Genomic DNA, 25071 nt, shown 5'->3' with positions numbered 1-25071 from the left:
GGTTGTCGCTTGGGCAAAAACGTGAAGCCGGAAATCATTCATCGCCTGGTGATGCGATATCTGCGCGAATACGCGAGCAGCGCGAATGAATCGCGCCGCTTGCAAGCTGTCGCGTCCAGCTTTAGTAAAGGCCGCGTTCAAGCCACGGCGAGCTTGAACGAAGAAACGGTATCGTCGAGTTCGCGGCCCTGATGCCGCAGCGATTGCGAGGCAGCCGAAGCCTGTTCCACCAGCGCCGCGTTCTGCTGCGTCACCGTGTCCATCTGCGAGATCGCCTGGTTGACCTGTTCGATGCCTCGCCCTTGCTCTTCTGAAGCCGCAGCGATCTCCGCGATAATTTCGGAAACGCGCGCGACAGCCCGGTTCACATCGGCCATCGTACGGCCTGCGTCATCTGCGAGAGACGCGCCGCTCTGGATCTCTTGCACCGAGCGTGCAATCAGTTCCTTGATCTCCTTTGCCGCTTGCGCCGAGCGCTGCGCGAGACTGCGCACTTCGCCTGCGACCACCGCGAAGCCGCGGCCTTCCTCGCCTGCGCGCGCCGCCTCGACAGCAGCGTTCAGAGCGAGAATGTTCGTCTGGAACGAAATGCCTTCGATGATCCCGGTGATCTCCGCGATCTTGCCCGAGCTGGAGCTGATCGCTTCCATCGTCGTCACCACGCGTTCGACGGTGTGGCTGCCTCGCTGGGAAATCTCCGACGCGTTCGACGCCAGCGACTTCGCATGCTGCGCGCTGTCGGCGTTCTGCTTGACGGTCGAGGTCAACTGTTCCATGCTCGCCGCCGTCTCCTGCAACGATGCAGCCTGCGCCTCCGTGCGGCGGCTAAGGTCGCTGTTGCCCGTGGCGATCTCGTTCGTCGCCGTGGAGACGCTTGCGCTGCTCGATCGCACACGGCCGACCGTTTCGGTGAGCCGGTCGTTCATGTCGCGCAACGCCTTCAGCAGTTCGCCTGCTTCGTCATCGCGGTCGACGACGATACGGCTTGTCAGGTCGCCCGTCGCAACAGTGCGCGCGACTTCGACGGCGCGCGTGATAGGTTGCGTGATCGAGCGCACCATGCGTATGGCAAGCACGAGCGATGCGAGTATCGCCAGCGCGCTCACGCCGAGAATGGCGTTGCGCAGCATCGCATAGCGCTCCTCGAAGTTCTGCACGATCTCGCCCTGGCGCTTCTTCGTGTAGCTCGCGTAGTCGTCGGTTGCCTTGACGAGCGCGGCCAGCAGCGGACGGCAATGGTCGTCCATTTCCCTGATCGCCTCATCGTGATGTTTGTTCAGCGCGAGGCCCACGATGTTAAGCGCAACGGGCCCATAAAGCCCTTCGACGCGATTCATTTCGGCGGCCAGCGAACGCGCGGTTTCGCTCGTGTCGCTCGCGCTGTTGATCATGTCGTTCAGCTGCTTGAGCTTGATGCCGACATCCTCATGCGCGCGTTTCACCGCGGCCGTCTCGAGGTCGAAATCTGCCTGGGTCGTGACGAGCACCAGATTGCGCGCGGCGATCGCGCGACGATCGACGGCCGCGCGCAACTCGGCCGCCACCTGCGCGCGCGCGTCGATGCCATGCACGTACTGGCCGAATGCCTGCGTCGTGCTGGCAAGGCTGAATAGCGAAACAACGGAAATGACAACGGCGATGGCCGCCATGGACAGAAAACCGACGAACAGCCTTGTCTTGATGGTCAAGTTCTTTTTCATTACTGGCCCCCGGGTTTTTACCGACAAAATCTGTTTTCGCAATGAATCTTTTTTGTGCAAAAAAACGCCTGCTCTCAGGTTTCAGGCGTTGTTCGTGCGGTGTCCGCGCGCTGTCTACGGGTTCTGCGCGCCGATTCGCTCCGATTTACTGGATATCGGCTTCCGCCTTCCAATATTTAACAATTTAGGGTTTTTACGCAGGCATTCAATCGACGCGAGCGGGAATCGGCAGGATGCCCCTGCCAAAGTACTCAGTAGGCGAGAAACAAAGGGTAAAACGGGCAGCGCCTGCGCGCCGCCGGTGCGGCGGCAAAACGCGTGCCTTATGGGTTTTCGTGAAAGGGAAGATCAATCCCAGTTTTCGTCAATCCACTCGATCGCCCATGTGCGCGCACATGTCATGGCGTCGGATTCGTCGACGAATGAATCGATATCGCCCGAGTGGTGCACTTCAGCGGGCGTATTGGCCGTCGCCCCGCGAGTGAGCTTGGCTTGGGCGACATAGTGGCCGTCCTCGTCGTGCCTGGCCCGGCAGTCGATGTGAAATCCCTTGTAGTCGAAATGCACGGCAAACCCCCTGTAGCGAAGAAAGTGCGATGCAATCCGGGCATGGGTTTCTCCCGGCGGATGAATCAATCGTAGCATGGCAAATCGCGTGCTCGGTCCTCCCTTTTACGTTGTATTGCACGCTGGCGCACTCCATTTCAGTCGTTGCAACCGTCGATCTGATGCAAATGCCGCCGCTTGGCGTGTGGAATGCCTGTTGCTGTCTTCTCCATAAGACTTCCGAAACCGTGCCAGAAGAGCAGGAGGGACAGCATGCACAACAGAACCTTCACTCCAACCCGAAGCCGCGTATGGACGGCTGCGCGCTTTGCCGCGCATTCGATGCCGCCGCGTGTGCTGGTCGTCGACGACTACATCGATTCCGCCGATGCACTCGCGGCGTTTCTTGCCAACAGCGGCTTCGACACACGCGTGGCGTACAACGGCTGCGACGCGTTGAAGATCGCCAACGAATGGCGCCCCGACAGCGTCGTGCTCGACATCGCAATGCCGGGCCTGTCGGGGCTTGCGGTGGCGCGTACACTGCGAGCGTTGCCTGAAATGGCGAGCGTGCCGCTGCTCGCCTACACCGCCTGCGAAACGGGCGATGACTATGCCGAGTTGCGCGCCGGCGGCTTCGACGGCGTATGCATAAAGCCCGTCGATCCGCTGACGGTCGTCGACATCCTCTCGACGCTGCTGGCCATGCCCGCGTTGAAGCGCGGGTACTATCATTCGTAACTGCCGCGCGACGCCACTTGTAAGGGCCGTTCCGTCCCGTTAATCTGACGCGCATCGCCGTTGCGGAGCGCGCCCATGATCAAGTTACGAAGTCTTCTCGCGGCCTTCACCGTCGCCTTGCTGACTTCGTGCGCGAGTCTGCCGCCGCAGGCAGATCGCATCCAGACGCACGCCGTCACCGACACGCAGAACACGCGGCTCGCCATCGCGTTCGCGCCGCAAGAACAGCGGCATCCCGACGAAACCGCGTTCCACCTGCTGCCCGATGCCGTCGATGCGCTCGTCGCGCGGCTCGTGCTCGCGGAAGCGGCCGACCGCACGCTCGACTTGCAGTACTACATCTGGCATGACGATCTGACGGGCCGCGGGCTCGCGGCTGCCGTGATGCGCGCGGCCGATCGCGGCGTACGCGTGCGGATTCTGCTCGACGATCTCGGCACCAATGCCGACGACAATCTGCTGCTCGCGCTCGACTCACATCCGAACGTGCAGATTCGTCTCTTCAACCCCGTCGCCAATCGTACGTTCAAGAAGCTCGGCATGGCCGCCGAGTTCTTTCGCGTGAACCGGCGCATGCACAACAAGTCGATGATCGCGGACAACCAGGGCGCGATACTCGGCGGGCGCAACATCGGCGACGAGTACTTCGGCGCTTCGAACGACGTCGCGTTCGGCGATCTCGATGTGCTCGTGCATGGACCTGTCGTGCATGACGTGTCGTCGGCATTCGACCTTTTCTGGAACTCCGAGGCCGCGTATCCGATCGACGTGCTAATGGGCCGCAAGGCGGACCCTGCGGCACTGGCCGACGTACGCAAACAGCTCGACGCGTATCTGGCTTCGCAGGAAAGCAACCCCTACGTCGTGAACGCGCGCGCACGGCTCACCCAGGTCATTCATTCGCAGGATGCCGTGTTTTCATGGGGCAAAGCCACTTTGCTCTACGACGATCCCGCGAAGATCGCGCGCGCGCCGGGCGACTCGCAAGGCCAACTGATGACGCAACTCAAGGCGCTCGACTTGCAGCCGACGCAACAGATGCTCGTCGTCTCGCCGTATTTCGTGCCTGGAAAAGAAGGTGTCGCGTGGCTCTCGGGACTCACGCAAAAGCAGGTGCGCGTCACGGTGCTGACCAACTCGCTCGCCGCCACCGACGTCGCCGCCGTCCATGCCGGCTATCAGCGCTACCGCAAGGCGCTGCTCGAAGCAGGTGTGCGGCTCTACGAACTGAAACCCGTCGCGGAAGACAAAACGGAAGACAAGAAGCATCTGTTCGGCTCGTCAAAGGCGTCGCTGCATGCGAAAACATACGTGTTCGACCGCGACAGCATCTTTATCGGCTCGATGAATCTCGATCCGCGTTCGGTCGAACTCAACACGGAGATTGGCGTGTACTGCGAGAGCGCGCCAGCCGCCGCGCAGGTTGTCGATACGCTGGAGCCGAACCTCGATCGCATTGCATGGCGGCTCGAATTGCGCGCGAAAGCGAACGGCACGAGCGGTATCGTGTGGGTCGACACGGCGCCCGACGGCACGGTGAAAGTACTCGATAGCGAGCCGGATGTGTCGGCAATGCGCAAGGCCGGTATCTGGTTTTTGAGCATCTTGCCGATTGAATCGCAACTATAGCGGAGTCCGCACGGCGAACCTGCCTTTACGCGGTTTTTACGCGCACTGTGCGTTTCTTTTGAAAATTTCGACGGCGATATTCGTAGAGTGCTTGCATCCGGGCTCGTATCAGACGATATGCAGGAACAACACAATCTGGCCAAAGGACGGTGGCGGTACACGCTGATCAGGCTCGCGTTGATGGCCGCGAGCCTCGCGCTATGCAGCGCGCTGCCGTTCGGCCATGCACAAGCGGAAACCGCGCCGCAGGCGTCGTCGGCAACGCAGGGCGCCGATCTGCCCGCGCTTCCCTCTCCCGCCGATATCGTCGCCACCTTACGCGCGCAATTCCGCGTTTCAGCCACCGATGCGCTGACGATCGCGCAAGCCGTTCTGACTGAAGCCAACCGCTATTCGATGTCGCCCGTGCTGCTGTTGTCGGTGATGGCGGTCGAATCGGGCTTCGATCCGCGCGCCGTGAGCACGCTCGGTGCGCGCGGGCTGATGCAGGTGCTGCCCGCCGCGCATCCGCGTGCTTTTTCCAACGTGAAAGAGCTCGATGATCCCGCCATCAACGTGCGCATCGGCTCGTCGATTCTGCGCGGTTATCTCGATGCTGCGGACGGCGATATCGATGCCGCGCTGTGGCGCTATAGCGGCGGCGGGAAAGGGTATGCGCGCCGCGTGGCGGTGCATATGCGGCGGTTTAGTGCGGTATTGGGCGGCAACGTGCAGCCGGGCATGAAGATGTCAGCGGATGCCCTTCCCTGACGTCTTGGCGCATGCGCGTGTGTTTGGGTTGGCAGCGGCGAATTGTTTGTGTGGTTCAGGCGTTGCTGGTCGGGGTTTTTGGTTTTGCTTTTGCTTTTGCTTTTGCTTTTGCTTTTGCTTTTGCTGGCATCCGCGATTCGTTAGCTTGCTTCAAGCGTCGCCCCTGTGCGGGGCGGCACCTACTTTTCTTTGCCGCCGCAAAGAAAAGTAGGCAAAAGAAAGCGGCTCACACCGCCAGCGCTTGACGTTTGCCCACGGGCCCCCAACGTCCCCATCCTTCACACACCAGCGCCTTGGTTGGTGCCCGTTGCCAGCGCGCCGAATCGGCGCCTCACCCACTTCAAACACCCGTACGTGGGCAAGCGCCAGCGAATGGCATATGCCGCCCAGGTGGCAAACTGTGTGTAGGTTTTCCCGACGTACACGTTCGCGCTCTTACAGGGTGGAGCGCGTGCTCAATCGGGCTGGAGTGAAGCATGTGGAGCACCGAGGGCCGACACACAGTTTGCCACCTGGGCGGCGGCGAACTGTCTGGCGCGGCATGCTGAAACGCGGGTGCGTGAAGCGGGTGAGGCGCTCAGCAAGAGCGCTGGCAACGAGCAGGAATGATGTGGTTGCCGTGTGAAGCGTAAGACCCTTTGGGGGCCCTCAGGCAAGAATTAGCACTGGCGGTGTGAGCCGCTTTCTTTTGCCTACTTTTCTTTGCGGCGGCAAAGAAAAGTAGGTGCCGCCCCGCACAGGGGCGACGCTTGAAGCTAGATAACGCATCGCGGATGCCCGCGAAAGCAAAAGCAATTCGCGGATGCCAGCGCAAAGCCTCAAACCGCAAAAAACCAAACCATCCTCGCCCCTCACCCAGCATGTCCTTGCCGATGCATCGGCTGCTGCGCCTCATCAACGTGCGGCGGATGTTTGCGGTCATGCGGCGCCGCATCGTGCCCGCTCTTCGTGGCCACCCGCGCCGGCCCCGACCTCGCACGATGCTCATCGCGATGCGGCGGCACGACCGCATGCACAGGCGGATGCCCACCGCGACGTGCCATCTCCACACGCAAATGCTCGCGCCGTCGAAACACTTCAGCACGCCGGTCGCCACGCGCATAGAAATGCCGATGACGCTTCCCATCCGGGCCCACCACCCACAAATACGTGCTGCCGCCGACAAACACCACATCGCGATCCACGACACCCGCAATATAAACATCGCTCGGCGCTGACACATAGACAGGTTGCGCAGGCGCAGGCGCACGCACGACAACGGCAGGCGGCGGTGGCGGCGGCGCCTGCACGGCGACGACAGCAGGCTGCGGCCTCGGCCGCGCGGGCGCTGCGGCGATCTGCTGCTCACTAGTCACACACCCGGCTAACGTCGCGAATGCGGCACCCGCCGCGAAAGATATGGCCAGCTTCATCGTGTTCAAACGCGACTCCCCGTTTTATGTGGTCGTTCTGATTTCGCCCGCATTAACGGCAAAGTCTTACAGAAGCTTTAGCGCGACAGGCAAATGGCCGCATGTCCGCCGCCTGTATCATCGGTCTGTGTCGATCCGCGCCACCGCGCACCAGCAAAATGCAACGCCTTCGAGGAGCACAGCGTGAACGTCAGTGAAGCCGTCACGAGCCGCAAATCCGTTCGCCAGTTCCTTTCGACGCCTGTCCCGCCCGACGCGATCCGCCGTGTGCTCGCCACCGCCGCGCGCTCGCCGTCGGGCGGCAATCTGCAGCCCTGGCATATCCACGTGGTAGGCGGCGACGCACTCGCGCGCCTCAAGCACATCATGCGCGAACGCGTCGCCGATGCGCCGGACGGCGAAGAGATGGAATACAACGTCTATCCGCCTCGCCTTCACTCGCCGTATCGCGAGCGGCGCTTTCAGGTGGGCGAAGACCTTTACCGCAGCATCGGCGTGGCGCGTGAAAACCGGCCCGCGCGCCTGGCGCAATTCGCGCGCAACTTCACTTTCTTCGATGCGCCGCTCGCCCTGTTTTGCACCGTCGACCGGCGCATGGGCCCGCCGCAATGGGCCGATCTCGGCATGTTCATGCAGACAGTCATGCTGCTGTTGCGCGAAGAAGGGCTGCATAGCTGCCCACAGGAATGCTGGGCGCAGTATCCGCGGACGATCGGCGCGTTCCTCGACCTGCCCGCCGACCGCATGCTGTTCAGCGGCATGGCGATCGGCTACGAAGATACGGATGCCGCGATCAACCAGTGGCGCTCGCAGCGCACGCCGCTGGACGAATTCGCGCAGTTCATCGGCGTCTGACTATCACAGTAGAAACCGTCACGACCCCATCGCAGGCATGAAGTTGAACGACGGTGTCGGCACGAATCGCCCCGAAACTTCGCCCGAATAGACCTGGCCTTTGTCAATGGTGAGCTTGAGCACGGGCGCGCCCGGTTTCAGGTTAAGCTTGTGCAGATCGATCCAGAACGTATCGGGACGCGTCGACGAATCGAAGTAGTAAACGAGGTTCTTCTGATCGGCGACCGTGCGCCAGATCGTCGACGACAGATTCGGCTGATCCGGCGTGCTGATGCCGAGCGGCACGCTGACGGAACGCATCACGCTCATCACGCTCGCGACGGCCTGATACGCATACGAACGGTTCGGCACGCCGGCGATGTAGTTCGGATCGAGCTGCTTCGGAATCGCATCGAGCAGAAACGACGCGCGCACGAAACGGTCGGCCGCGCGGTTCGTGCCGGGCAGGAACGTCAGGCCCCCGACGCCGCGCCAGTACGTGTCCAGCGCAAGCTGCTCGCTGTAGATGGGCGAGTTCGTCATGATCCTGTACGACTTGCCGTGATGGATGACCAGCTTGCCGTCCAGATACTCGAGTATCGCGGAGTCGCCACTCGCATCGGAGAGCGACAGGTGAATGGTGAGCGGCTTGCCGTTCGGCAGCGGCGGCGCAATGATCTGAAACGGCTCCTTGCCGAACACGTCGACGGCCTCGGCGACGCTGGCGAAGTTGTCGAGCGCATATTGCGCCCACAGGCTGATCGACATCGGCGCCCGCGCGGGGTCGGGCTTGCCGTAATCCGTCTCCGCCAGATAGAGCGCGTTCGCCACCAGTCCGCGTTCGTTCATTCCGTCGACGCTGCCGATCTCATAGCCCGACACGATCACGCTGCCATACTTCGCTTTCCAGTGCGGCGAGCGGGGCCCGGCGCGCCCATCGCGCTCGATGCCCGCAGGAAACACCCACAGGTTCGACATCATGTCTTCGGACCAGTCCATCGACCGGCCGGTGATGACGAGATTGCCGTCGCCGACATAGAGCGCGCGGGTGCACGCATCGGCCGTCAGCGCGATGAAGAGCGCGGCAATGGCTCCCAGCGCCACGGAGAACTTCGCAAGCGGTGTACGCATCAGCTGTCCTTTTGGCCCGCGCCGGGCCGCTCATGTTGCCAATACGACTGCGATGACTTTCAAAGATCCGGCAACCGTATTCTGTACCGCGATCGATGAAAGCGCATGCATGAAAGCAGGCCGCCGTCGCGTTTCGCGCATTGATGCGAAAATCATGCTTTCCTGAAACCAACACGAGAGCAACCGATGTTCGACGCCACCATCAATACCGCGCTGCCCAAGGCCGAGTTCTATCGGGAACTGGCGTCGCAGGCGCGGTCGCTGCTCGAAGGCGAATCGAATCAGATCGCCAATGCGGCCAATCTGTCGGCCCTGATCTTTCACAGCTTGCCGGAGCTCAACTGGGCGGGTTTTTATTTCGCACTCGACGGCGAGCTGGTCGTCGGCCCGTTTCAGGGCAAGCCAGCCTGCGTGCGCATTCCGATGGGCCGCGGCGTATGCGGCCGCGCAGCCGAAACGCGCGAGACCCAGGTCGTGCCGGATGTCGATGCGTTTCCGGGGCATATCGCGTGCGATTCGGCGTCGCGCTCGGAGATCGTGATTCCGCTGCAAAAGGCGAGTGGCGAACTGGTCGGCGTGCTCGATATCGACAGTCCGGTGCTGGCCCGCTTCGACGACGAAGACCGCCGCGGGCTGGAAGAAGTCGCGCGGATTTTCGTCGCATCGCTGCACTGAAAATCCGGTCACCTGGCGGTTCCGCCTCTTCCCCAGTACCAGGCGTTTGAACTAAGATCGCGGTCACATCGTCTCTTCGGGTGAAACGCGGTGGACCTCAACGACGTCCGCATCTTTGTCAGCGTCGTCCAGACTGGCAGTCTCATGAACGCGGCCAGCCGGATGGGCGTGCCGCTCGCCACCATCAGCCGGCGCATTCGCGCGCTGGAAAAAGAGCTGAACGTGCAGTTGCTGGAGCGATCGGCGCGCGGCACCCGGCTCACCGATGCGGGCGCCCGGCTCTACCAGCACGCAAGTCTCGGCGTCGAAATTCTCAAAGACGGCGAGGAAGCCGTCGTCTCCGACCAGGCCATGCTCAAAGGCCGGCTGCGCATTTCGCTGCCGCCCGCGTTCGACATCTGGTGGGATCTGCTTCACGACTTTCAGCGCCGCTACCCTGACATCCGGCTGCATGTGTACACGACCGAGCGGCGCGTCGACCTGATCGAGGAAGGCATCGACGTGGCCTTGCGCGTCGGCGCGATTGCGCATGAAGCGATGGTTGCGCGGCGCATGCTGTCGTATCGTCATGTGCTGGTTGCAAGTCCGCAACTGATCGAGCGCTTCGGCATGCCGCGCGAACCGGCGGCGCTCAGCCGCCTGCCCTGCGCGCTCTGGAACCGCGCGCCCAATGACGCCAACACATGGCAGCTAGGCAAGACGACGGTCGAACCGCATATCGTGCTGACCACCAACGACTACGCACAGCTTCGTCATCGCGCGCTGAACGGCGAGTTCGTCACCGAGATTCCGCCCTTTCTCGCCGCCGACTCGATCCGGCAAGGGCGGCTCGTCCCGCTGCTGCCCGCGTACCCGCTGCCGGATCAGCAGGTCAATCTGCTGTATCCGTCGCATCGGCATCCTTCCGCGATCGTGCGGACCTATCTCGAGTTCTGTCAGTCGCGCATCGCGTGGTTCGTCGATCAATGCGCGATCGACTGGAAATCATCGTCGCAAGACGCCTCCGCGCCGGATTCTCTCGCGCAGTCGAAATAAAAACCCCGAAGGCCTTTCGACCTTCGGGGCAGCTTCAGCGCGACCGGCAACAGCCGTCAAACGCTACGCAAAACGCATCTCACAGCGCGCGATTGGGCGTCGCACCCGCTGTGCCCGCCGATTCGAGCGCAGCCGCCACGCCTTGCCCATACGCGGGATCGGCCTTCGTGCAGTGCTCGATGTGCAGCTTCCGGATCGGCTCCGACACGCCCGCCAACGCACGCGCCGTGTTGTCGAACAGCGCCTGCTGCTGCTCCGGCGACATCAGACGGAACAGATTGCCCGGCTGCGAGAAGTAGTCGTCGTCGGTGCGATGGTTCCAGTGATCGGCGGCGCCTTCGATCGACAGCGGCGGCTCGCTGAAATCCGGCTGATCGAGCCATTCGCCGCGCGTATTCGGGTTGTACGGCGTCGCGCCGCCCATGTTGCCGTCGACCCGCATCGAGCCGTCGCGGTGATAGCTGTGCACGGGGCACCTCGGCGCGTTCACGGGAATCAGACTGTGATTCACGCCCAGGCGATAGCGTTGCGCGTCGCCGTATGAAAACAGGCGGCCTTGCAGCATCTTGTCCGGCGAGAAGCTGATGCCCGGCACCACGTTGGCGGGATTGAACGCGGACTGCTCGACATCGGCGAAATGATTGTCTGCGTTGCGGTTCAATTCCATCACGCCCACTTCGATCAGCGGGTAATCCTTCTTCGGCCAGATCTTGGTCAGATCGAACGGGTTGTACGAGGTCTTCGAAGCATCCGCTTCGGGCATCACCTGCACGTACATCGTCCACTTCGGGAATTCGTTGCGTTCGATCGATTCGTACAGGTCGCGATGCGAGCTTTCGCGGTCTGCGCCGACCAGCGCCGTGGCTTCGGCATCCGACAGGTTCTGGATGCCCTGCTGCGTGTGCAGATGGAACTTCACCCAGAAGCGTTCCTTGTCGGCGTTGATGAAGCTGAACGTATGGCTGCCGAACCCATGCATATGACGGAACGACTTCGGAATGCCGCGATCGCTCATCACGATCGTGACCTGGTGCAGCGCTTCGGGCAGTTGCGTCCAGAAGTCCCAATTGCTTTCGGCGCTGCGCAGGCCCGAGCGGGGGTCGCGTTTGATCGCGTGGTTCAGGTCCGGAAATTTCAGCGGATCGCGCAGGAAGAACACGGGCGTGTTGTTGCCGACGAGATCCCAGTTACCTTCGTCCGTATAGAACTTCACGGCGAAGCCGCGGATATCGCGCTCGGCATCGGCTGCGCCACGCTCGCCCGCTACCGTCGAGAAGCGCGCGAACAGTTCCGTCTTCTTGCCGATCTGCGAAAAGATTTTGGCGCGCGTGTACTTCGAGATGTCGTGCGTGACCGTGAACGTGCCGAACGCGCCCGAGCCCTTCGCATGCATGCGGCGCTCGGGAATCACTTCGCGGTCGAAGTGCGCGAGCTTCTCGAGGAACCATACGTCCTGCAGCAATGCCGGGCCGCGCGGCCCTGCTGTCTGGATATTCTGATTGTCTACAACGGGTGCGCCAAAAGCGGTCGTCAGTTTGTTCACGTCTAGCCCTCCAACACTGATGGGAAGCTCCGGGGACGCGCCACCGGATCGTACTGTGGGATTTCCAGCGACTGCGGTCGCCATGGCAGATAGGCAACCGCTGTCTCGGGAGGCGAAATCGGGGACGGTCATGCCGTCGTCATGCCGGCCCGCGCGGTGCCCGGAAAGCACGGACCGGTTGCTGCGGAAGCGATCTTAGCGCCATTCGAACAAGCAGGCAGTGAAGGGGCAGACCTTGAATTGCACGACATGCGGCGCGTGCAAGATGGGCTGCCGGAAGCGATGACGGATGAGGGACATTCCATGCGCTCCGGGTCAAAGTGCTATGAGCTTGCGAGATCCGATAAAAATTTTAAGTTAGCGCTCGCTTTATTGTCCTTGTCATATACATACCAGATTGCCGGACCATGACAGATAACTAACCAAGAAAACGCCGAACGACACTCGATGTCCACCGCATTCGCCCACACAGTCGAAGCAAGCTTCGCGACGCTTACGCCCACGGCCAAGCGCATCGCCAGCTACATGCTGGCGAACCTCGAACGCCTCGGCCTCGAAACGGCGGACCAGATTGCGCAGCAGACGGGCACGAGCGGGATCTCGGTGGGGCGATTTCTGCGCAGCGTCGGCTATCGCAATCTCGACGACCTGAAGCGCGAGTTGCGCGGCGCGCAATCGCGCCCGTGGTTCATCACCGACCGGCTCGACGCTTACCGCAGCGAGCGCGACGACATTAACGACAACGGCGCGAACGGCAACGCTGCAGGCGACGCGGGCGATCCCTCCGCGCGCTCGCTCGATCTCGAACTCGACGCCATCCGCTACGTGTATCAACTGGCGCAAGGCGAGATTTTCGCCCGCATCGCGCAGCGCATTGCCGAGGCGGATGCTGTATTCATCCTCGGCATTCAATCGACGCGCGGTATTTCCAACGCGTTCTACAGCTACCTGGAGTACCTGCGTCCGCGCGTGTTCTATTCCGACGGCATGTCCGGCTCATATGTCGATTCGCTCAATTCGGAGTTCGCGTCGCCATATCTGATCGTCACCGACACGCGCGCCTATTCGCGCATCGCGCGACGCTATTGCGAAGCGGCGACGCGGCGCGAATTGCCGTTTGCACTCGTCACCGATCTCTATTGCCCGTGGGCGCGCGAGTTTCCCTGCGACCTGATTCAGGTGAAGACGGACGTTGGCCAGTTCTGGGATTCGCTTGCGCCGCTTACGTGCCTATTCAATCTGTTATTGACGTCGATTGTCGAACGACTGGGTCCGGCTATCGATCAACGGGTTGCGCGCAACCGCGAGTTGCAGCGCGAACTCGATCAATTCGACCTCTGATTCTCATGACCGATACCCCACAACTGATTCACATCACGCCCGAAACGCATGGCGTCGAACTCGACCTCGCCTACGCCACCGCCGATAACTTCACCGGCAAGCCGATCTACAAGGAAGCGCACTGCCTGTTGCTCGCGCCCGCCGAAGCCGGCTTGCGCAAGGCGGTCGAACTCGCGGCCAGCATCGGCATGAAGCTGCGTATCTTCGATGCGTACCGCCCGCCGCAAGCGCAACAGGTCCTGTGGGACTTCTTGCCCGACCCGACCTATATCGCGGAGCTCGGGCGCGGCTCGAATCATAGCCGCGGCACGGCGCTCGATCTGACCTTGATCGACAGCCACGGCGAAGCGCTCGATATGGGCACGGGCTTCGACGCAATGGTCAAGGAATCCGAGCATTTTCACAACGGACTGCCGCAGCATGTGCAGCGCAACCGCCTGCTGCTGCTCGGCATCATGCACGCGGCCGGCTTCACGCATATTGCCAGCGAGTGGTGGCACTACGAAATACCCGGTTCGCGCGCGCTGCCCATTATCGACAACAGCGAAAGCGGCCCGTTGAAACTGATGTAATCCACGCTTTTTTCAGCCTTCCCACGCATGTTCCCTCTCGATACGGAGCGAGTATGAATCTGGTTCTGCGCAATGCGCTAGCGGCAGTGGCCGTTGTCTCGGCCCTGACGCTTACGATGACGACAACAAGCACCGCATTGGCGGCCACCCCGAAAGACATGCTGGTGATCGCCACCACGCTCGACGAATTCTCGACGCTCGACCCGGGCGAAGTGTACGAGCTGGTGCCCGAGGAATATGTCGCCAACACGTACGATCGACTCGTGCGCGTCGATCTGAAAGACCCCTCGAAATTCAACGGCGACGTCGCGCAGTCGTGGACGGTCAGCCCGGACGGACTGACGTTCACGTTCAAGATTCGCCCGGATCTCAAGTTCCATTCAGGCAACCCGCTCACAGCCGACGACGTCGCATGGTCGATCCAGCGCTGCGTGCTGCTCGACAAGGGTGCGGCTGCCGTGCTGCAAGGCATCGGCCTGACGAAGGACAACGCGCTGCAAAACGTCAAGAAGATCGACGATTCGACCGTCAGCATTACGACTGACCAGAAGTACGCGCCCACCTTCGTGCTCAACGTGCTTGGCGCGTGGCCCGCATCTGTGCTCGACAAGAAGCTGCTGCTGTCGCACCAGAAGGGCAATGATTTCGGCAACGAATGGCTGCGCACGAACGAAGCCGGGTCCGGTGCATACAAGCTCGTCAAATGGACGGCAAACGACAGCATCATCCTGCAAAAGTACGACGGCTACCGCATGCCGCTGGCAATGAAGCGCATCGTGATGCGCCATGTGCCGGAAGCGTCGAGTCAGCGCCTGCTGCTCGAAAACGGCGACGCGGATGTCGCGCGCAATCTCAGCCCCGACGATCTCGCCACGCTCACCAAGGGCAACAAGGTGACGGTGACGTCCGTGCCGCAGGCCACGCTGCTCTACCTCGGCCTGAACGTGAAGAACCCGAATCTCGCAAAGCCGGAAGTGCAGGAAGCCATGAAATGGCTGATCGACTACGACGGCATCCAGAAGAACGTGACGAAGAACACCTTCAAGGTTCATCAGACGTTCCTGCCGGAAGGCTTTCTCGGTGCGCTGAACAGCAACCCGTATCATCAGGACGTGGCCAAAGCAAAGGCGTTGCTTGCGAAAGCCGGCTTGCCGAATGGCTTCAACGTGACCATGGACGTACGCAGCGCGTATCCGTACAACGAAATTGCGCAGGCCGTGCAGGCCAATCTCGCGCAAGGCGGCATCAAGGTCGAGATCATTCCGGGCGACAACAAGCAGACGCTCGCGAAGTACCGTGCGCGCCAGCACGATATCTATATCGGCGAATGGTCGGCGGACTACATCGATCCGCACAGCAATGCGCAAGGCTACGCGTGGAATCCCGATAACTCCGACAAGTCTTCGTACAAGATGCTTGCGTGGCGTAATTCGTGGGACATTCCCGATCTGACGAAAGAAACCAACGCGGCACTCGCCGAATCGTCGCCGGGCAAACGCGCACAGCTCTATCAAGCGATGCAGAAGGAAATGCTCGCGAAGTCGCCGTTCGTCATCATGTTCCAGCAGGTCTCGCAGGTGGCGATGCGTCCAGGCGTGTCGGGACTCGAGGTCGGCCCGATCAACGATCTCGTGTCATATCTGCACGTGAAAAAGCAATAGGCGCACGGCGGATATGTCGACACCGATCACTCCCATCGACCAGATCCGCGCTGCGTCCGCGCGCAGCGCGGGCTTGCGCTGGACGTTGCGCGTGCTGCGCTGGGTGCTCACGCTCGCGATCACGTTCACGGGCCTGCTGGCCGTGACCTTCGTGATCGGCCGCAAGGTGCCGATCGATCCCGTGCTCGCCATACTCGGCGACCGCGCGTCGGCGAGCGCCTACGCGGCCGCGCGCATCCAGCTCGGTCTCGACAAGCCGCTCGCCGAGCAGTTCTTTATTTATGTGAGCGCGGTGCTGCACGGCGATCTCGGCGTATCGCTGCTGACTGCGAACCCCGTGATCGACGACATCAAGCGCGTGTTCCCCGCGACGCTCGAACTCGCGACACTGTCGACGATCATCGGCGTGCTGGTCGGCGTGCCGCTCGGCGTGATTGCGGCCGTCCGGCACAACCGCTGGATCGATCACGTGGCGCGTTTCATCGGCTTGATCGGCAGTTCGGTGCCGGTGTTCTGGCTCGGCCTGATGGGACTGCTGCTGTTCTACGCAAAACTGCATTGGGTATCGGGACCGGGCAGGCTCGACCCGGTATTCGACGGCATGGTCGAACCGCGCACGGGCAGCCTGCTGATCGACTCGCTGATGGCGGGCGAATGGGATGTGTTCTTCAATGCGCTGTCGCACATCGCATTGCCTGCCGCGATACTCGGCTACTACTCGGTCGCATATCTGAGCCGGATGACGCGCTCGTTCATGCTCGACCAGCTGAATCAGGAGTACATCACCACAGCGCGCGCCAAAGGCCTGTCCGAGCGGCGCGTCGTGTGGGTGCATGCGTTCGGCAATATCGCGGTGCCGCTGCTCACGGTCATCGCGCTCTCGTACAGCTTCTTGCTCGAAGGTTCGGTGTTGACGGAAATCGTCTTCGCGTGGCCGGGCATCGGCTCGTATCTGACGGGTGCGTTGCTCAACGCCGACATGAATGCCGTGCTTGGCAGCACGCTCGTGATCGGCATCACCTTCATCGCGTTGAATCTGCTGACCGACGCGCTCTATCGCGTGTTCGATCCGCGCGCCCGCTGATGCAACGGAGACTATCGACGTGCGACCTCCTGTTGACCGCTCTACATCGGACTGGCCGATGAATACGCCCCGTCCGACCTTGAAGGAATGGCTGCTGACCGACACGCCCGCATCGCGCCGGCAGGCGGCGCTCGGCCTCGCATACCGGCGCTGGCGGCGCTTCAGGGGCAATCCGCTGTCGGTGTTCGGCTTTTCGATTCTCGTGCTGCTGGTGATCGTCGCGATCATCGGGCCGTGGATCGCGCCGCACGACCCGCTCAGGCAGGTGTTGTCCGACCGGCTGTTGCCGCCCGGCTCGGCGTCTCACTGGCTCGGCACCGATCAGCTCGGCCGCGATATTCTTTCGCGCATCATTTACGGGTCGCGCCTGACGCTCTCCATAGCGATCCTCGTCGTCGTGGTCGTCGTGCCCATCGGACTTCTGATCGGCACGACGGCGGGCTTTTTCGGCGGCTGGGTCGACAACGTACTGATGCGCGTGACCGACATCGCACTCGCCTTTCCGAAGATCGTGCTTGCGCTCGCGTTCGCGGCGGCTTTGGGGCCGGGTGTGTTCAATGCGGTGATCGCCATTTCGATCACCGCATGGCCCGCGTATGCGCGCCTCGCGCGCGCCGAGACATTGCGGCTCGTACAGACCGACTTCATTCACGTTGCGCGGCTGCAAGGCGCGTCTAATCTGCGCATTTTGCTGCGCTATATCGTGCCGCTCTGCTCGTCGTCGGTGATCGTGCGCGCGACGCTCGACATGGCGGGCATTATTCTGACCGTCGCGGGCCTGGGCTTTCTCGGACTCGGCGCGCAACCGCCGAGTCCCGAATGGGGCTTCATGGTCGCTTCGGGCCGCAACGTGCTGCTCGATTCGTGGTGGGTCGCCACCATTCCAGGCTTTGCGATTCTGCTCGTGAGCCTCGCGTTCAATCTGCTAGGCGACGGATTGCGCGACGTTTTCGATCCGCGCCATGGAGACTGACATGAGCACGCACGACACGACGCGCGCATTGTGCGAAATCGACGATCTGCGCATTGCGTTCCGCGCTCACGACGGCACGATGAACGAAGCGGTGCGCGGCCTTTCGTTGACGCTGAACAAGGGCGAGCGGCTCGGCATTGTCGGCGAATCTGGCTCGGGTAAATCATTGACGGGTCGCGCACTGCTGGGATTATTGCCGCCCGCCGCGCATTGCACGGCGAAGACGATGCGCTTCGACGGAAGCGATCTGCTCGACATGCGTGCTGATCAGCGCCGGAAGCTGTGTGGCCAGCAGATGGGCATGATCCTGCAAGATCCGAAATACTCGCTGAACCCGGTGATGACCGTGGCGCAGCAGATGCGCGAAGCGTTTGCGCTGCACGAGCCAAAGCTTGGCCGGCGCGCGATGCGCGAGAAGATCATCGCCGCGCTCGAAGCCGTGCATATCCGCAACCCGGAGCGCGTGGTGGATTCGTATCCTCATGAACTTTCGGGCGGCATGGGGCAGCGTGTGATGATCGCGATGATGGTATCGACGGGGCCGCGCCTGTTGATCGCCGACGAACCGACCAGTGCGCTCGACGTGCTCGTATCGATGCAGGTACTCGCCGTACTCGACGAGATGATCGCGAAACATGATACTGGCCTCATCTTCATCAGCCACGATCTGCCGCTTGTGATGTCGTTCTGCGACCGCGTCGTGGTGATGTACGCGGGGCGCGTCGTCGAGACCTGCGCGGCGCGCGATCTCGTTCATGCGCAACATCCTTATACGCGTGGCTTGTTGGCTGCGAACCCGCCGCTTGCCAATCCGCCCGACGAGTTGCCGGTTCTCTCGCGCGATCCCGCCTGGCTCAACGACGTGCAAGGAGCATCCGCATGATCGACGTCGATGCGGTGACGGTTCGGTTCAAGACGGCTGCAGGCGCCGTCGATGCGGTGCGCAATGCCAGCTTTCATGTTGCGCAGGGCGAAGTGTTCGGTCTTGTTGGCGAGTCAGGTTCCGGCAAGTCGACGATCCTGCGAGCATTGAGTGGGCTTACGCCGATTGCGCAAGGCACGATGCGTATTGCACAGCACGAACAAGCGGCGCGAAAGCGCGATGTGCAGATGGTGTTTCAGGACCCGTATGGGTCGCTGCATCCGCGCTTCACCGTCGATCAGACATTGCGCGAGCCGTTGCGTATCAGTGGAATTGATCGGCATGAAGAGCGGATCGTCAATGCGCTGCGTGAAGTGGGATTGAATGCGTCGTTTCGGTTTCGCTATCCGCATCAGTTGTCGGGTGGGCAAAGGCAACGGGTTGCGATTGCGCGCGCGTTGATTGTTGAGCCGCGTGTGCTGTTGCTCGATGAGCCGACCTCGGCACTTGATGTCTCCGTGCAGGCCGAGATATTGAACCTGCTTAAGCGCCTGCATCAGGAGCGCAATCTGACGATGATTCTTGTTAGTCATAATCTCGCGGTGGTCGGGTTTTTGTGTTCGCGGGTCGCGATTATGCGTAATGGTGAGATTGTTGAGGAACTCGATATTGGGCGCGTTCGCGCGCAGCAGGTTGAGAGTGAGTATTCACGCAGCCTCCTGCTCGCGACGGGGGGGTATCGGCGCAAGGCTGTGGAGGTGATTGGGGTTGATGCTTCTTTGTGATTGAGTTGCTGTTCTGGGTTTTGGGTTTTGGGTTTTGGGTTTTGGGTTTTGGGCTGGCATCCGCGATGCGTTAGCGTGCTTCAGGCGTCGCCGTTCGGTGTTTCGGCCTTTGCTTTCGCTGGCATCCGCGATGCGTTAGCGTGCTTCACGCGTCGCCCCTGTGCGGGGCGGCACCTACTTTTCTTTGCCGCCGTGTACAGACTGGAGACATGGTTGACACATGTACAGAGACATCGCTGACACATGATGGTCAGGGTTTTGCTGCCTTCAGGTCAAGTTTTGCGACCCGCTGATGGGCGAACCAGATGTCAATCACACCGTCTTCGTCCTCGCTCGGGCGGGCGGCCACCTGCAGCCCCTTGAGTGCGATCGAGAGCTTCAGTTTCTCGCCGCGCACGCGCACCACGCCGCTTGAGTTGACCCGTAAAACCGCGTCGCCGCAGCGGTATTCGGGCTCTGGCAGCCGCCCAGGCATCCTGCGCAGGCTGCACGCGTAGCGGGTGAGCGGCACCGCCATTCCCAGTGCCTCGTGCGGACGCTCGGTGTTGTACACCTGCCGCCAGCGATCCAGTTCCCGCTGCACGTGCTCGTGCGTGGTGAACGCATGCCGCTGCAACACTTCGGCCTTCAGCGAGCGGTGAAACCGTTCATCCTTGCCGTTGGTCTGCGGGTGATACGGCCGGCTATAGCTCACATGGATGCCCAGCCGGATCAGCCAGACCGCGAGCTCGGTGAGCTGGCCCGGCGCGCTGGGCGAGCCCCATGGCGCGCCGTTGTCGGTGTTGATGCACGAAGGCAGCCCGTAGCAGCGGAACGCCCGCTCCAGCGCTTCCTGCACGACCTGCGTGGTGGTGCGCGAGCAGGCGCTCAGCACGACGTTGTAGCGCGAGTGGTCATCGATGACCGTCAATGGCGCGCAGCGTCCGCTCTCCAGGGTCGGGAAGTCACCCTTGAAGTCCATCTGCCACAGCGAGTTCGGATACTCGTGCTCGAAGCGCTGCCAGTGCTGGCGCTGGCGCGACGCCTGTTCATCGATGAGCCCGTGACGGCGCAGGATCTCAGTGATCGTGGCGGGCGCGGGAATCTGTGTTTCGCCCAGATCGCGCAGGCGCTGGGCGATCTTGCGCCCGCCCCAGCCGTGCGCCTGGCGCATTTCGAGCACCCGCGCCTCGATGGTCTGCGCTGAGCGTTTGGGACTGTGATGCGGGCGGCGGGAGCGGTCGGCCAGGCCCTTGATGCCTTCCGCCCTGTGACGGGCCAGCCACTTGTAGCCGGTCTGGCGGGTGATCGTGTATTTGCGGCACAGTTCGCTGAACGCGAGCGCCTGTGTGGCGGCCTCACGGACGAAATCTTCGCGGCGATTCATGATGTCTTTTACATCCCAGGGCATGGTTGAAAATCCGGGCGTTTGATTACCCGAAAGTGTCAACGATGTCCCTGTACACCTGTCAGCGATGTCTCCAGTCTGTACACCGCCGCAAAGAAAAGTAGGCAAAAGAAAGCGGCTCACACCGCCAGCCCATGTTCTTGCCTGAGGGCCCCCAAAGGGTCTTACGCTTCACACGGCAATCACATCATTCCTGCTCGTTGCCAGCGCTCTTGCTAAGCGCCTCACCCGCTTCACGCACCCGCGTTTCAGCATGCCGCGCCAGACAGTTCGCCGCCGCCCAGGTGGCAAACTGTGTGTAGGCCCTCGGTGCTCCACATGCTTCACTCCAGACCGATTGAGCACGCGCTCCACCCCGTAAGAGCGCGAACGTGTACGTCGGGAAAACCTACACACAGTTTGCCACCTGGGCGGCGCATACCATTCGCTGCCGTTTGCCCGGGTACGGGTATTCGAAGCGGGTGAGGCACCTGTTCGAAGCGTTGGCAACGGGCGCCAACCAGGGCACTGCCGCGTGAAGTGTGGGGACGTCGGGGGCCCGTGGGTAAACGTCAAGAATTGGCGGTGTGAGCCGCTTTCTTTTGCCTACTTTTCTTTGCGGCGGCAAAGAAAAGTAGGTGCCGCCCCGCACAGGGGCGACGCCTGAAGCACGCTAACAATTCGCGGATGCCAGCGAAAAGCAAAGGCCGAAACACCGACCGGCCACGCCTAAACCACGCTAACAATGCGCGGATGTCCGCGAAAGCAAAAAACAATTCGCAGACGCCAGCACAAACCGCAAAAAACCAAACCGGCCGCGCCACCGAAAACAGTACGCGAAAGCCAGGAAAAAACCACAAACACTACGCCAAACTGCGTCACTCCACCGCTGGCGTTAACTCGACCGCTCCAACACCCGACTCACGCACACGCGCTGCCACTGCAAAAACCCCCACCGCAGCAATCATCGCGGGCACCGCAAGCAAGCTAAACACCGAACCAAACTGCCAACCCAGCCCCATCAACGCAGCGCCAACCAGCGCGCCCGCGACACCACCGATACGCCCCACGCCTAGCATCCATGCAACGCCAGTAGCCCGCCCTTGAGTCGGATAAAAGCTCGCAGCCAGCGCCGACATCGACGTAACAGCCGACGTAACAACCGTACCCGTCAGAAAAATCAGCAGACCGAGCCACACCTGATGCCCAAGACCGCGCCCCACGAGCATGACAAGCACAGCCGCCACGACATACGTGCACGCAATCACACGATTCGCCCTGAACCTGTCCATCAACCACCCGACACTCAGATTGCCAAGCACGCCGCCAAGCGGAAACAGCGAAGTCATCAGCGCTGCATTTTGCCCCGAGAACCCAGTGTCCTTAAACAGCGTGGGCAACCAGTTAGTCAACAGGTAATAGATCAACAGCCCCATGAAATAGGCGAGCCACAACATCAACGTACCAAAGCGAAAACGCGACGAGAGCACCACGCGCAATGCAGACCCGCGATGTTCCGCGACTGGCTCGCCCGTAACGAACCGGCATTCACCGAAGCGCACATCCTTTGCAATTCGCGAAAGAACCTTTGCGATGCGCGCGTCGCCGCGCCTTCTCGTCACCATGAACTGCGCAGATTCAGGCAGCAGCATAATGAGCACGAGCGTCAACACGATCGGCCCAACACCACCCGCAACGAGCACGCTATGCCAACCGAAATGCGGGATGAGCCACGCGGACGCGACACCACCAATCGCAAGTCCACACGAAAAACCGCAGAACATCGCATTCACGGCAACGGCGCGAATGCGGGCCGGCGCATATTCGGACATCAAGGTCACCGCATTGGGCATTGCAGCGCCGAGTCCAAGCCCCGTCATGAAACGCAGCGCCGTCAACGACTCAATCGAATCCGCGCGTGCCGCAGCGAGACTCCATAGGCCAAAGAAAAACACCGATAAAACCAGCACCGTTTTGCGTCCGATGCGATCGGCAAGCGGACCCGCGCCCAATGCGCCTATGCCCAGGCCGACAAGCGCAGCGCTCATCACGGGTCCTAGCGCGCTGCGCGCAACGCCCCAGTCCTGCACCAGCGAAGGCGCGATGAAGCCGACCGCCGCCGTGTCGAAACCATCGGCCGCGACGACCAGAAAACAGAGGACAAGTATCGTCCATTGAAAAGGCGAAAAGCGTTGGCTGTCGATAAAGTCCTGCACATCGACGGTGTGTTTGGGCTGCTGCATTGCGTGTCTCCTTGAATGCGTCCGATGCTTCTCGCGCATGTTTGTGATGTCGCTGCCTGTTCTTTTCTGTTAGCGCAACGCGGTAAGGGTTCTGAATTCGACGCGCCGGATAATCCTGCTCTCCTGCCCGACGATCAGATGCGCCGATGCCTGCAAATATGCGGGCCATTCCGGGTCTGCGTCGCGTGCGGTGCGGCGCTGGTCGTAATCGCCAATGCTCTCGTAGCCCCACAAATGCACGACCTGGTTGAGCGCGCCAATATCGCTCATATAAAATCCGACTGGCGCGCCGAGGTACTTCAATTGAATGGGCATCGCCAGTCGATCGAATACCTCGATGAACTCCGCCATGCCGCGTGGCCGGATCGTGTAGATGCGATGGTCGATAAAAGGTTTGCCGCTACTCATGGTTCTGTCCTCTATACCGTTTCGGATTGCCGCCTCTGTTGCGCGCTCGTCGCGTTATCGGAAATTCCCGCAAGGCGCCGCCCCGTGATGTAGCCGAACGTCATGATCGGGCCGAGTGTGATGCCCGCGCCTGGATAATTTCCGCCCATCACGCTGGCTCGGTCGTTGCCGACTGCATACAACCCGTCGATCACCGCGCCGCGCGCATCCAGCACTTCCCCCGTGACAGCCGTAGTGATGCCGTCGAACGTTCCCAGGTCGCCCATCACGACCTTGAGCGCGTAGTAAGGGCCACGGGCTATCGGCGCGACGCATGGATTCGGCTTGCATTCGGGATCGGCGAGATAGCGATTGAACGATGTCGACCCGCGTCCGAACTCCGGGTCTTCACCGCGTGTCGCGCCTTCGTTGTAGATACGCACGGTGGCTTCGAGCGCCTCGGCGTCGATGCCCGCGCGTTGCGCGAGTTCGGCAAGCGTTCGCCCTTTGACAAGATAGCCATTGCGCAACAGCGGCCCCAATGGCACAGGCGCCGGCTTTGCATAACCGAGCCCGTACTTGCGAATCGTCGCGTGATCGCAGATCAGCCACATCGCCGTATCTTTTTCGTCGCGACATGCTTCGATCATCGCCGCGCCAACGTCGTGATAAGAATTCGCTTCGTTCGTAAAGCGCTTGCCCTTGCGCGTCACGCCGATAATGCCCGGCTTGTAGCGGTCCAGAAGATGCGGAAACACACCGAACGTGCCGTCGCGCATCGGCACGCGCGAGACGGGCATCCACGCAGCCGGCTGCGGATAACGTATGGGCACCCGAGCGCCGACGCTTTCTGCCATGCGTGCGCCATCGCCCGTGTTGCCTTTCGGCACTGGCGAACAATGCTCCCCGCCGCGCTTCACATGCGGGTACGCTTGGGCAATGCGCGCGACGTCGTGCGAGAAGCCGCCGCATGCAAGCACGACGCCACGCCGCGCGGCAATACGCATCTCACCTTGCGGTCCTTTGACGATTGCACCCGTCACACGCTTATCCGAAACCATGAGTTCCTGCGCGGCCGTATTCGTGTGAATCGGAATGCCCAGCGAAAGTGCTGTTTTAGCGAGCCGCGCCGCAAGCGCATTGCCGCTCGTGATCTGCACGCCGCGCCGGTAGAGCGCGAGATCCTTCAGATGGCTCGCCAGACGCTTCGCCACATAGGCGGCGGATTTGATGGAACGCGTCGCGTTGAAGAAATGCTTGAGATCGGCATTCGACGAATTGAACATCATGCCGATGAACGTGATTGTCTTTAACGGAGGGCGCAGGCGCGCAATGTCATCGCCAAGCCCGCGCGCGTCGAACGGCGCAGCAACCACCGAGCGGCCGATATCGACTCCACCTCCCACATTCGGGTGATAGTCCGGATAAAGCGTCGGGACGAACTTGACTTCCGTTTCGCGCTCGAAGAAATCGAGCATCTGCGAGCCGGTATCGAGGAATGCATCGACGGCCGCTCCGTCGTAGAACGCGCCTGTTTCGTTGCGCATGTACGTCTTCGCGGCCTCGCGCGTATCGCTCACGCCGTTGGCGCGCGCGTGCCGGTTGCCCGGTATCCACAGCACGCCGCCCGAAAATGCCGTCGTGCCGCCAAAGTACGCTTCCTTTTCGATCACGACGACATCGAGGCCGTGCTTGCGCGCCGTGATCGCCGTCGACAGTCCGCCAGCGCCCGAACCGATGACGAGTACATCGCACGTCAACGGCGCGGGCGAATGGGTGTTGGAATTCATGATGGTTGTCT

The 25071-nt window shown here is 61.6% G+C and carries 23 protein-coding genes; 15 read left to right on the top strand and 8 right to left on the bottom strand.

Annotated elements, in window-relative coordinates:
• Positions 1-137: 137 nt before the first annotated feature.
• Both C2L66_RS17520 and C2L66_RS17515 read right to left on the bottom strand, forming a co-directional pair.
• Positions 138-1700 (bottom strand): methyl-accepting chemotaxis protein, encoded by a 1563-nt coding sequence (locus C2L66_RS17520; protein ID WP_082433963.1) that lies wholly within the window; start codon positions 1698-1700, stop codon positions 138-140.
• A gap of 348 nt (positions 1701-2048) precedes the next feature.
• Positions 2049-2267 (bottom strand): hypothetical protein, encoded by a 219-nt coding sequence (locus C2L66_RS17515; RefSeq protein ID WP_060604217.1) that lies wholly within the window; start codon positions 2265-2267, stop codon positions 2049-2051.
• 252 nt (positions 2268-2519) lie between these two features.
• On the opposite strand from C2L66_RS17515, the gene C2L66_RS17510 reads away from it, so the two are divergent.
• From C2L66_RS17510 to C2L66_RS17490, 6 genes are all read left to right on the top strand, one after another.
• On the top strand, positions 2520-2987 hold the full coding sequence (locus C2L66_RS17510; protein ID WP_054933003.1) for a response regulator: 468 nt from the start codon (positions 2520-2522) through the stop codon (positions 2985-2987).
• A gap of 75 nt (positions 2988-3062) precedes the next feature.
• Positions 3063-4616 (top strand): phospholipase D family protein, encoded by a 1554-nt coding sequence (locus C2L66_RS17505; RefSeq protein WP_060604220.1) that lies wholly within the window; start codon positions 3063-3065, stop codon positions 4614-4616.
• A gap of 117 nt (positions 4617-4733) precedes the next feature.
• On the top strand, positions 4734-5366 hold the full coding sequence (locus C2L66_RS17500; RefSeq protein ID WP_233444992.1) for a transglycosylase SLT domain-containing protein: 633 nt from the start codon (positions 4734-4736) through the stop codon (positions 5364-5366).
• A gap of 50 nt (positions 5367-5416) precedes the next feature.
• The gene (locus C2L66_RS41435; protein WP_148654595.1) at positions 5417-5611 is read left to right on the top strand and encodes a hypothetical protein; all 195 of its coding nucleotides are present in this window, start codon (positions 5417-5419) and stop codon (positions 5609-5611) included.
• A 615-nt stretch (positions 5612-6226) separates the two neighbouring features.
• A complete protein-coding gene (locus tag C2L66_RS41430; protein ID WP_176056864.1) occupies positions 6227-6583 on the top strand; it encodes a hypothetical protein in 357 nt (118 codons plus the stop codon).
• A gap of 378 nt (positions 6584-6961) precedes the next feature.
• On the top strand, positions 6962-7633 hold the full coding sequence (locus tag C2L66_RS17490) for a nitroreductase (protein ID WP_060604226.1): 672 nt from the start codon (positions 6962-6964) through the stop codon (positions 7631-7633).
• Positions 7634-7651: 18 nt separating this feature from the next.
• On the opposite strand, the gene C2L66_RS17485 is transcribed toward C2L66_RS17490, so the two are convergent.
• Positions 7652-8743: a linear amide C-N hydrolase gene (locus C2L66_RS17485; protein WP_060604229.1), complete on the bottom strand. Its 1092-nt coding sequence runs from the start codon at positions 8741-8743 to the stop codon at positions 7652-7654.
• Positions 8744-8929: 186 nt separating this feature from the next.
• Between C2L66_RS17485 and C2L66_RS17480 the strand changes: the two genes are divergently transcribed.
• Both C2L66_RS17480 and C2L66_RS17475 read left to right on the top strand, forming a co-directional pair.
• Positions 8930-9418: a GAF domain-containing protein gene (locus C2L66_RS17480; RefSeq protein ID WP_054933014.1), complete on the top strand. Its 489-nt coding sequence runs from the start codon at positions 8930-8932 to the stop codon at positions 9416-9418.
• Positions 9419-9508: 90 nt separating this feature from the next.
• Entirely contained in the window at positions 9509-10453 is a 945-nt protein-coding gene (locus tag C2L66_RS17475; protein WP_060604232.1) for a LysR family transcriptional regulator, read from the top strand.
• A gap of 79 nt (positions 10454-10532) precedes the next feature.
• On the opposite strand, the gene C2L66_RS17470 is transcribed toward C2L66_RS17475, so the two are convergent.
• Positions 10533-11996 (bottom strand): catalase, encoded by a 1464-nt coding sequence (locus C2L66_RS17470; protein ID WP_060604235.1) that lies wholly within the window; start codon positions 11994-11996, stop codon positions 10533-10535.
• 447 nt (positions 11997-12443) lie between these two features.
• On the opposite strand from C2L66_RS17470, the gene sapR reads away from it, so the two are divergent.
• Genes sapR through C2L66_RS17435 form a run of 7 tightly spaced genes read left to right on the top strand, consistent with a single transcriptional unit; the run spans position 12444 to position 19274 of the window.
• On the top strand, positions 12444-13337 hold the full coding sequence (gene sapR / locus C2L66_RS17465) for a sap1 transcriptional regulator SapR (protein ID WP_054933017.1): 894 nt from the start codon (positions 12444-12446) through the stop codon (positions 13335-13337).
• A gap of 5 nt (positions 13338-13342) precedes the next feature.
• A complete protein-coding gene (gene ddpX, locus C2L66_RS17460) occupies positions 13343-13909 on the top strand; it encodes a D-alanyl-D-alanine dipeptidase (RefSeq protein WP_054933018.1) in 567 nt (188 codons plus the stop codon).
• Between the two features lie 53 nt (positions 13910-13962).
• Complete coding sequence (locus C2L66_RS17455) at positions 13963-15570, top strand: ABC transporter substrate-binding protein (protein WP_060604238.1); 1608 nt, start codon at positions 13963-13965, stop codon at positions 15568-15570.
• Positions 15571-15583: 13 nt separating this feature from the next.
• Entirely contained in the window at positions 15584-16654 is a 1071-nt protein-coding gene (locus C2L66_RS17450; protein ID WP_060604241.1) for an ABC transporter permease, read from the top strand.
• A 58-nt stretch (positions 16655-16712) separates the two neighbouring features.
• The gene (nikC, locus tag C2L66_RS17445) at positions 16713-17627 is read left to right on the top strand and encodes a nickel transporter permease (RefSeq protein ID WP_054933021.1); all 915 of its coding nucleotides are present in this window, start codon (positions 16713-16715) and stop codon (positions 17625-17627) included.
• Between the two features lies 1 nt (position 17628).
• Positions 17629-18510: an ABC transporter ATP-binding protein gene (locus tag C2L66_RS17440; RefSeq protein WP_060604244.1), complete on the top strand. Its 882-nt coding sequence runs from the start codon at positions 17629-17631 to the stop codon at positions 18508-18510.
• Positions 18507-19274, top strand: coding sequence for an ABC transporter ATP-binding protein (locus C2L66_RS17435; protein ID WP_060604247.1), 768 nt, complete (start codon positions 18507-18509; stop codon positions 19272-19274). Before C2L66_RS17440 ends, C2L66_RS17435 begins: the two co-directional genes overlap by 4 nt.
• A 250-nt stretch (positions 19275-19524) precedes the next feature.
• Here C2L66_RS17435 and C2L66_RS17430 read toward each other — a convergent pair whose 3' ends face one another.
• From C2L66_RS17430 to C2L66_RS17415, 4 genes are all read right to left on the bottom strand, one after another.
• A complete protein-coding gene (locus C2L66_RS17430) occupies positions 19525-20664 on the bottom strand; it encodes an IS481 family transposase (protein ID WP_060600163.1) in 1140 nt (379 codons plus the stop codon).
• A gap of 854 nt (positions 20665-21518) precedes the next feature.
• The gene (locus C2L66_RS17425; protein WP_060604250.1) at positions 21519-22883 is read right to left on the bottom strand and encodes an MFS transporter; all 1365 of its coding nucleotides are present in this window, start codon (positions 22881-22883) and stop codon (positions 21519-21521) included.
• Positions 22884-22952: 69 nt separating this feature from the next.
• Positions 22953-23291 carry an NIPSNAP family protein gene (locus C2L66_RS17420; protein WP_054933025.1) on the bottom strand — a complete coding sequence of 113 codons (339 nt, stop codon included), beginning with the start codon at positions 23289-23291 and terminating at the stop codon, positions 22953-22955.
• Between the two features lie 11 nt (positions 23292-23302).
• On the bottom strand, positions 23303-25060 hold the full coding sequence (locus C2L66_RS17415) for an FAD-dependent oxidoreductase (RefSeq protein ID WP_060604253.1): 1758 nt from the start codon (positions 25058-25060) through the stop codon (positions 23303-23305).
• Positions 25061-25071 lie beyond the last annotated feature (11 nt).

Source organism: Paraburkholderia caribensis (assembly GCF_002902945.1).
Classification (GTDB): domain Bacteria; phylum Pseudomonadota; class Gammaproteobacteria; order Burkholderiales; family Burkholderiaceae; genus Paraburkholderia; species Paraburkholderia caribensis.
Note: the sequence above shows the minus strand (reverse complement) of the source record. Positions and strands in the feature narration are given on the sequence as shown.

Coding starts and splice junctions, on each gene's coding strand:
- C2L66_RS17520 (WP_082433963.1), bottom strand. CDS start 1,700: ATGAAAAAGAACTTGACCATCAAGACAAGGCTGTTCGTCGGTTTTCTG.
- C2L66_RS17510 (WP_054933003.1), top strand. CDS start 2,520: ATGCACAACAGAACCTTCACTCCAACCCGAAGCCGCGTATGGACGGCT.
- C2L66_RS17505 (WP_060604220.1), top strand. CDS start 3,063: ATGATCAAGTTACGAAGTCTTCTCGCGGCCTTCACCGTCGCCTTGCTG.
- C2L66_RS17500 (WP_233444992.1), top strand. CDS start 4,734: ATGCAGGAACAACACAATCTGGCCAAAGGACGGTGGCGGTACACGCTG.
- C2L66_RS41430 (WP_176056864.1), top strand. CDS start 6,227: ATGTCCTTGCCGATGCATCGGCTGCTGCGCCTCATCAACGTGCGGCGG.
- C2L66_RS17485 (WP_060604229.1), bottom strand. CDS start 8,743: ATGCGTACACCGCTTGCGAAGTTCTCCGTGGCGCTGGGAGCCATTGCC.
- C2L66_RS17480 (WP_054933014.1), top strand. CDS start 8,930: ATGTTCGACGCCACCATCAATACCGCGCTGCCCAAGGCCGAGTTCTAT.
- sapR (WP_054933017.1), top strand. CDS start 12,444: ATGTCCACCGCATTCGCCCACACAGTCGAAGCAAGCTTCGCGACGCTT.
- ddpX (WP_054933018.1), top strand. CDS start 13,343: ATGACCGATACCCCACAACTGATTCACATCACGCCCGAAACGCATGGC.
- C2L66_RS17455 (WP_060604238.1), top strand. CDS start 13,963: ATGAATCTGGTTCTGCGCAATGCGCTAGCGGCAGTGGCCGTTGTCTCG.
- C2L66_RS17450 (WP_060604241.1), top strand. CDS start 15,584: ATGTCGACACCGATCACTCCCATCGACCAGATCCGCGCTGCGTCCGCG.
- nikC (WP_054933021.1), top strand. CDS start 16,713: ATGAATACGCCCCGTCCGACCTTGAAGGAATGGCTGCTGACCGACACG.
- C2L66_RS17440 (WP_060604244.1), top strand. CDS start 17,629: ATGAGCACGCACGACACGACGCGCGCATTGTGCGAAATCGACGATCTG.
- C2L66_RS17435 (WP_060604247.1), top strand. CDS start 18,507: ATGATCGACGTCGATGCGGTGACGGTTCGGTTCAAGACGGCTGCAGGC.
- C2L66_RS17430 (WP_060600163.1), bottom strand. CDS start 20,664: ATGCCCTGGGATGTAAAAGACATCATGAATCGCCGCGAAGATTTCGTC.
- C2L66_RS17425 (WP_060604250.1), bottom strand. CDS start 22,883: ATGCAGCAGCCCAAACACACCGTCGATGTGCAGGACTTTATCGACAGC.
- C2L66_RS17420 (WP_054933025.1), bottom strand. CDS start 23,291: ATGAGTAGCGGCAAACCTTTTATCGACCATCGCATCTACACGATCCGG.
- C2L66_RS17415 (WP_060604253.1), bottom strand. CDS start 25,060: ATGAATTCCAACACCCATTCGCCCGCGCCGTTGACGTGCGATGTACTC.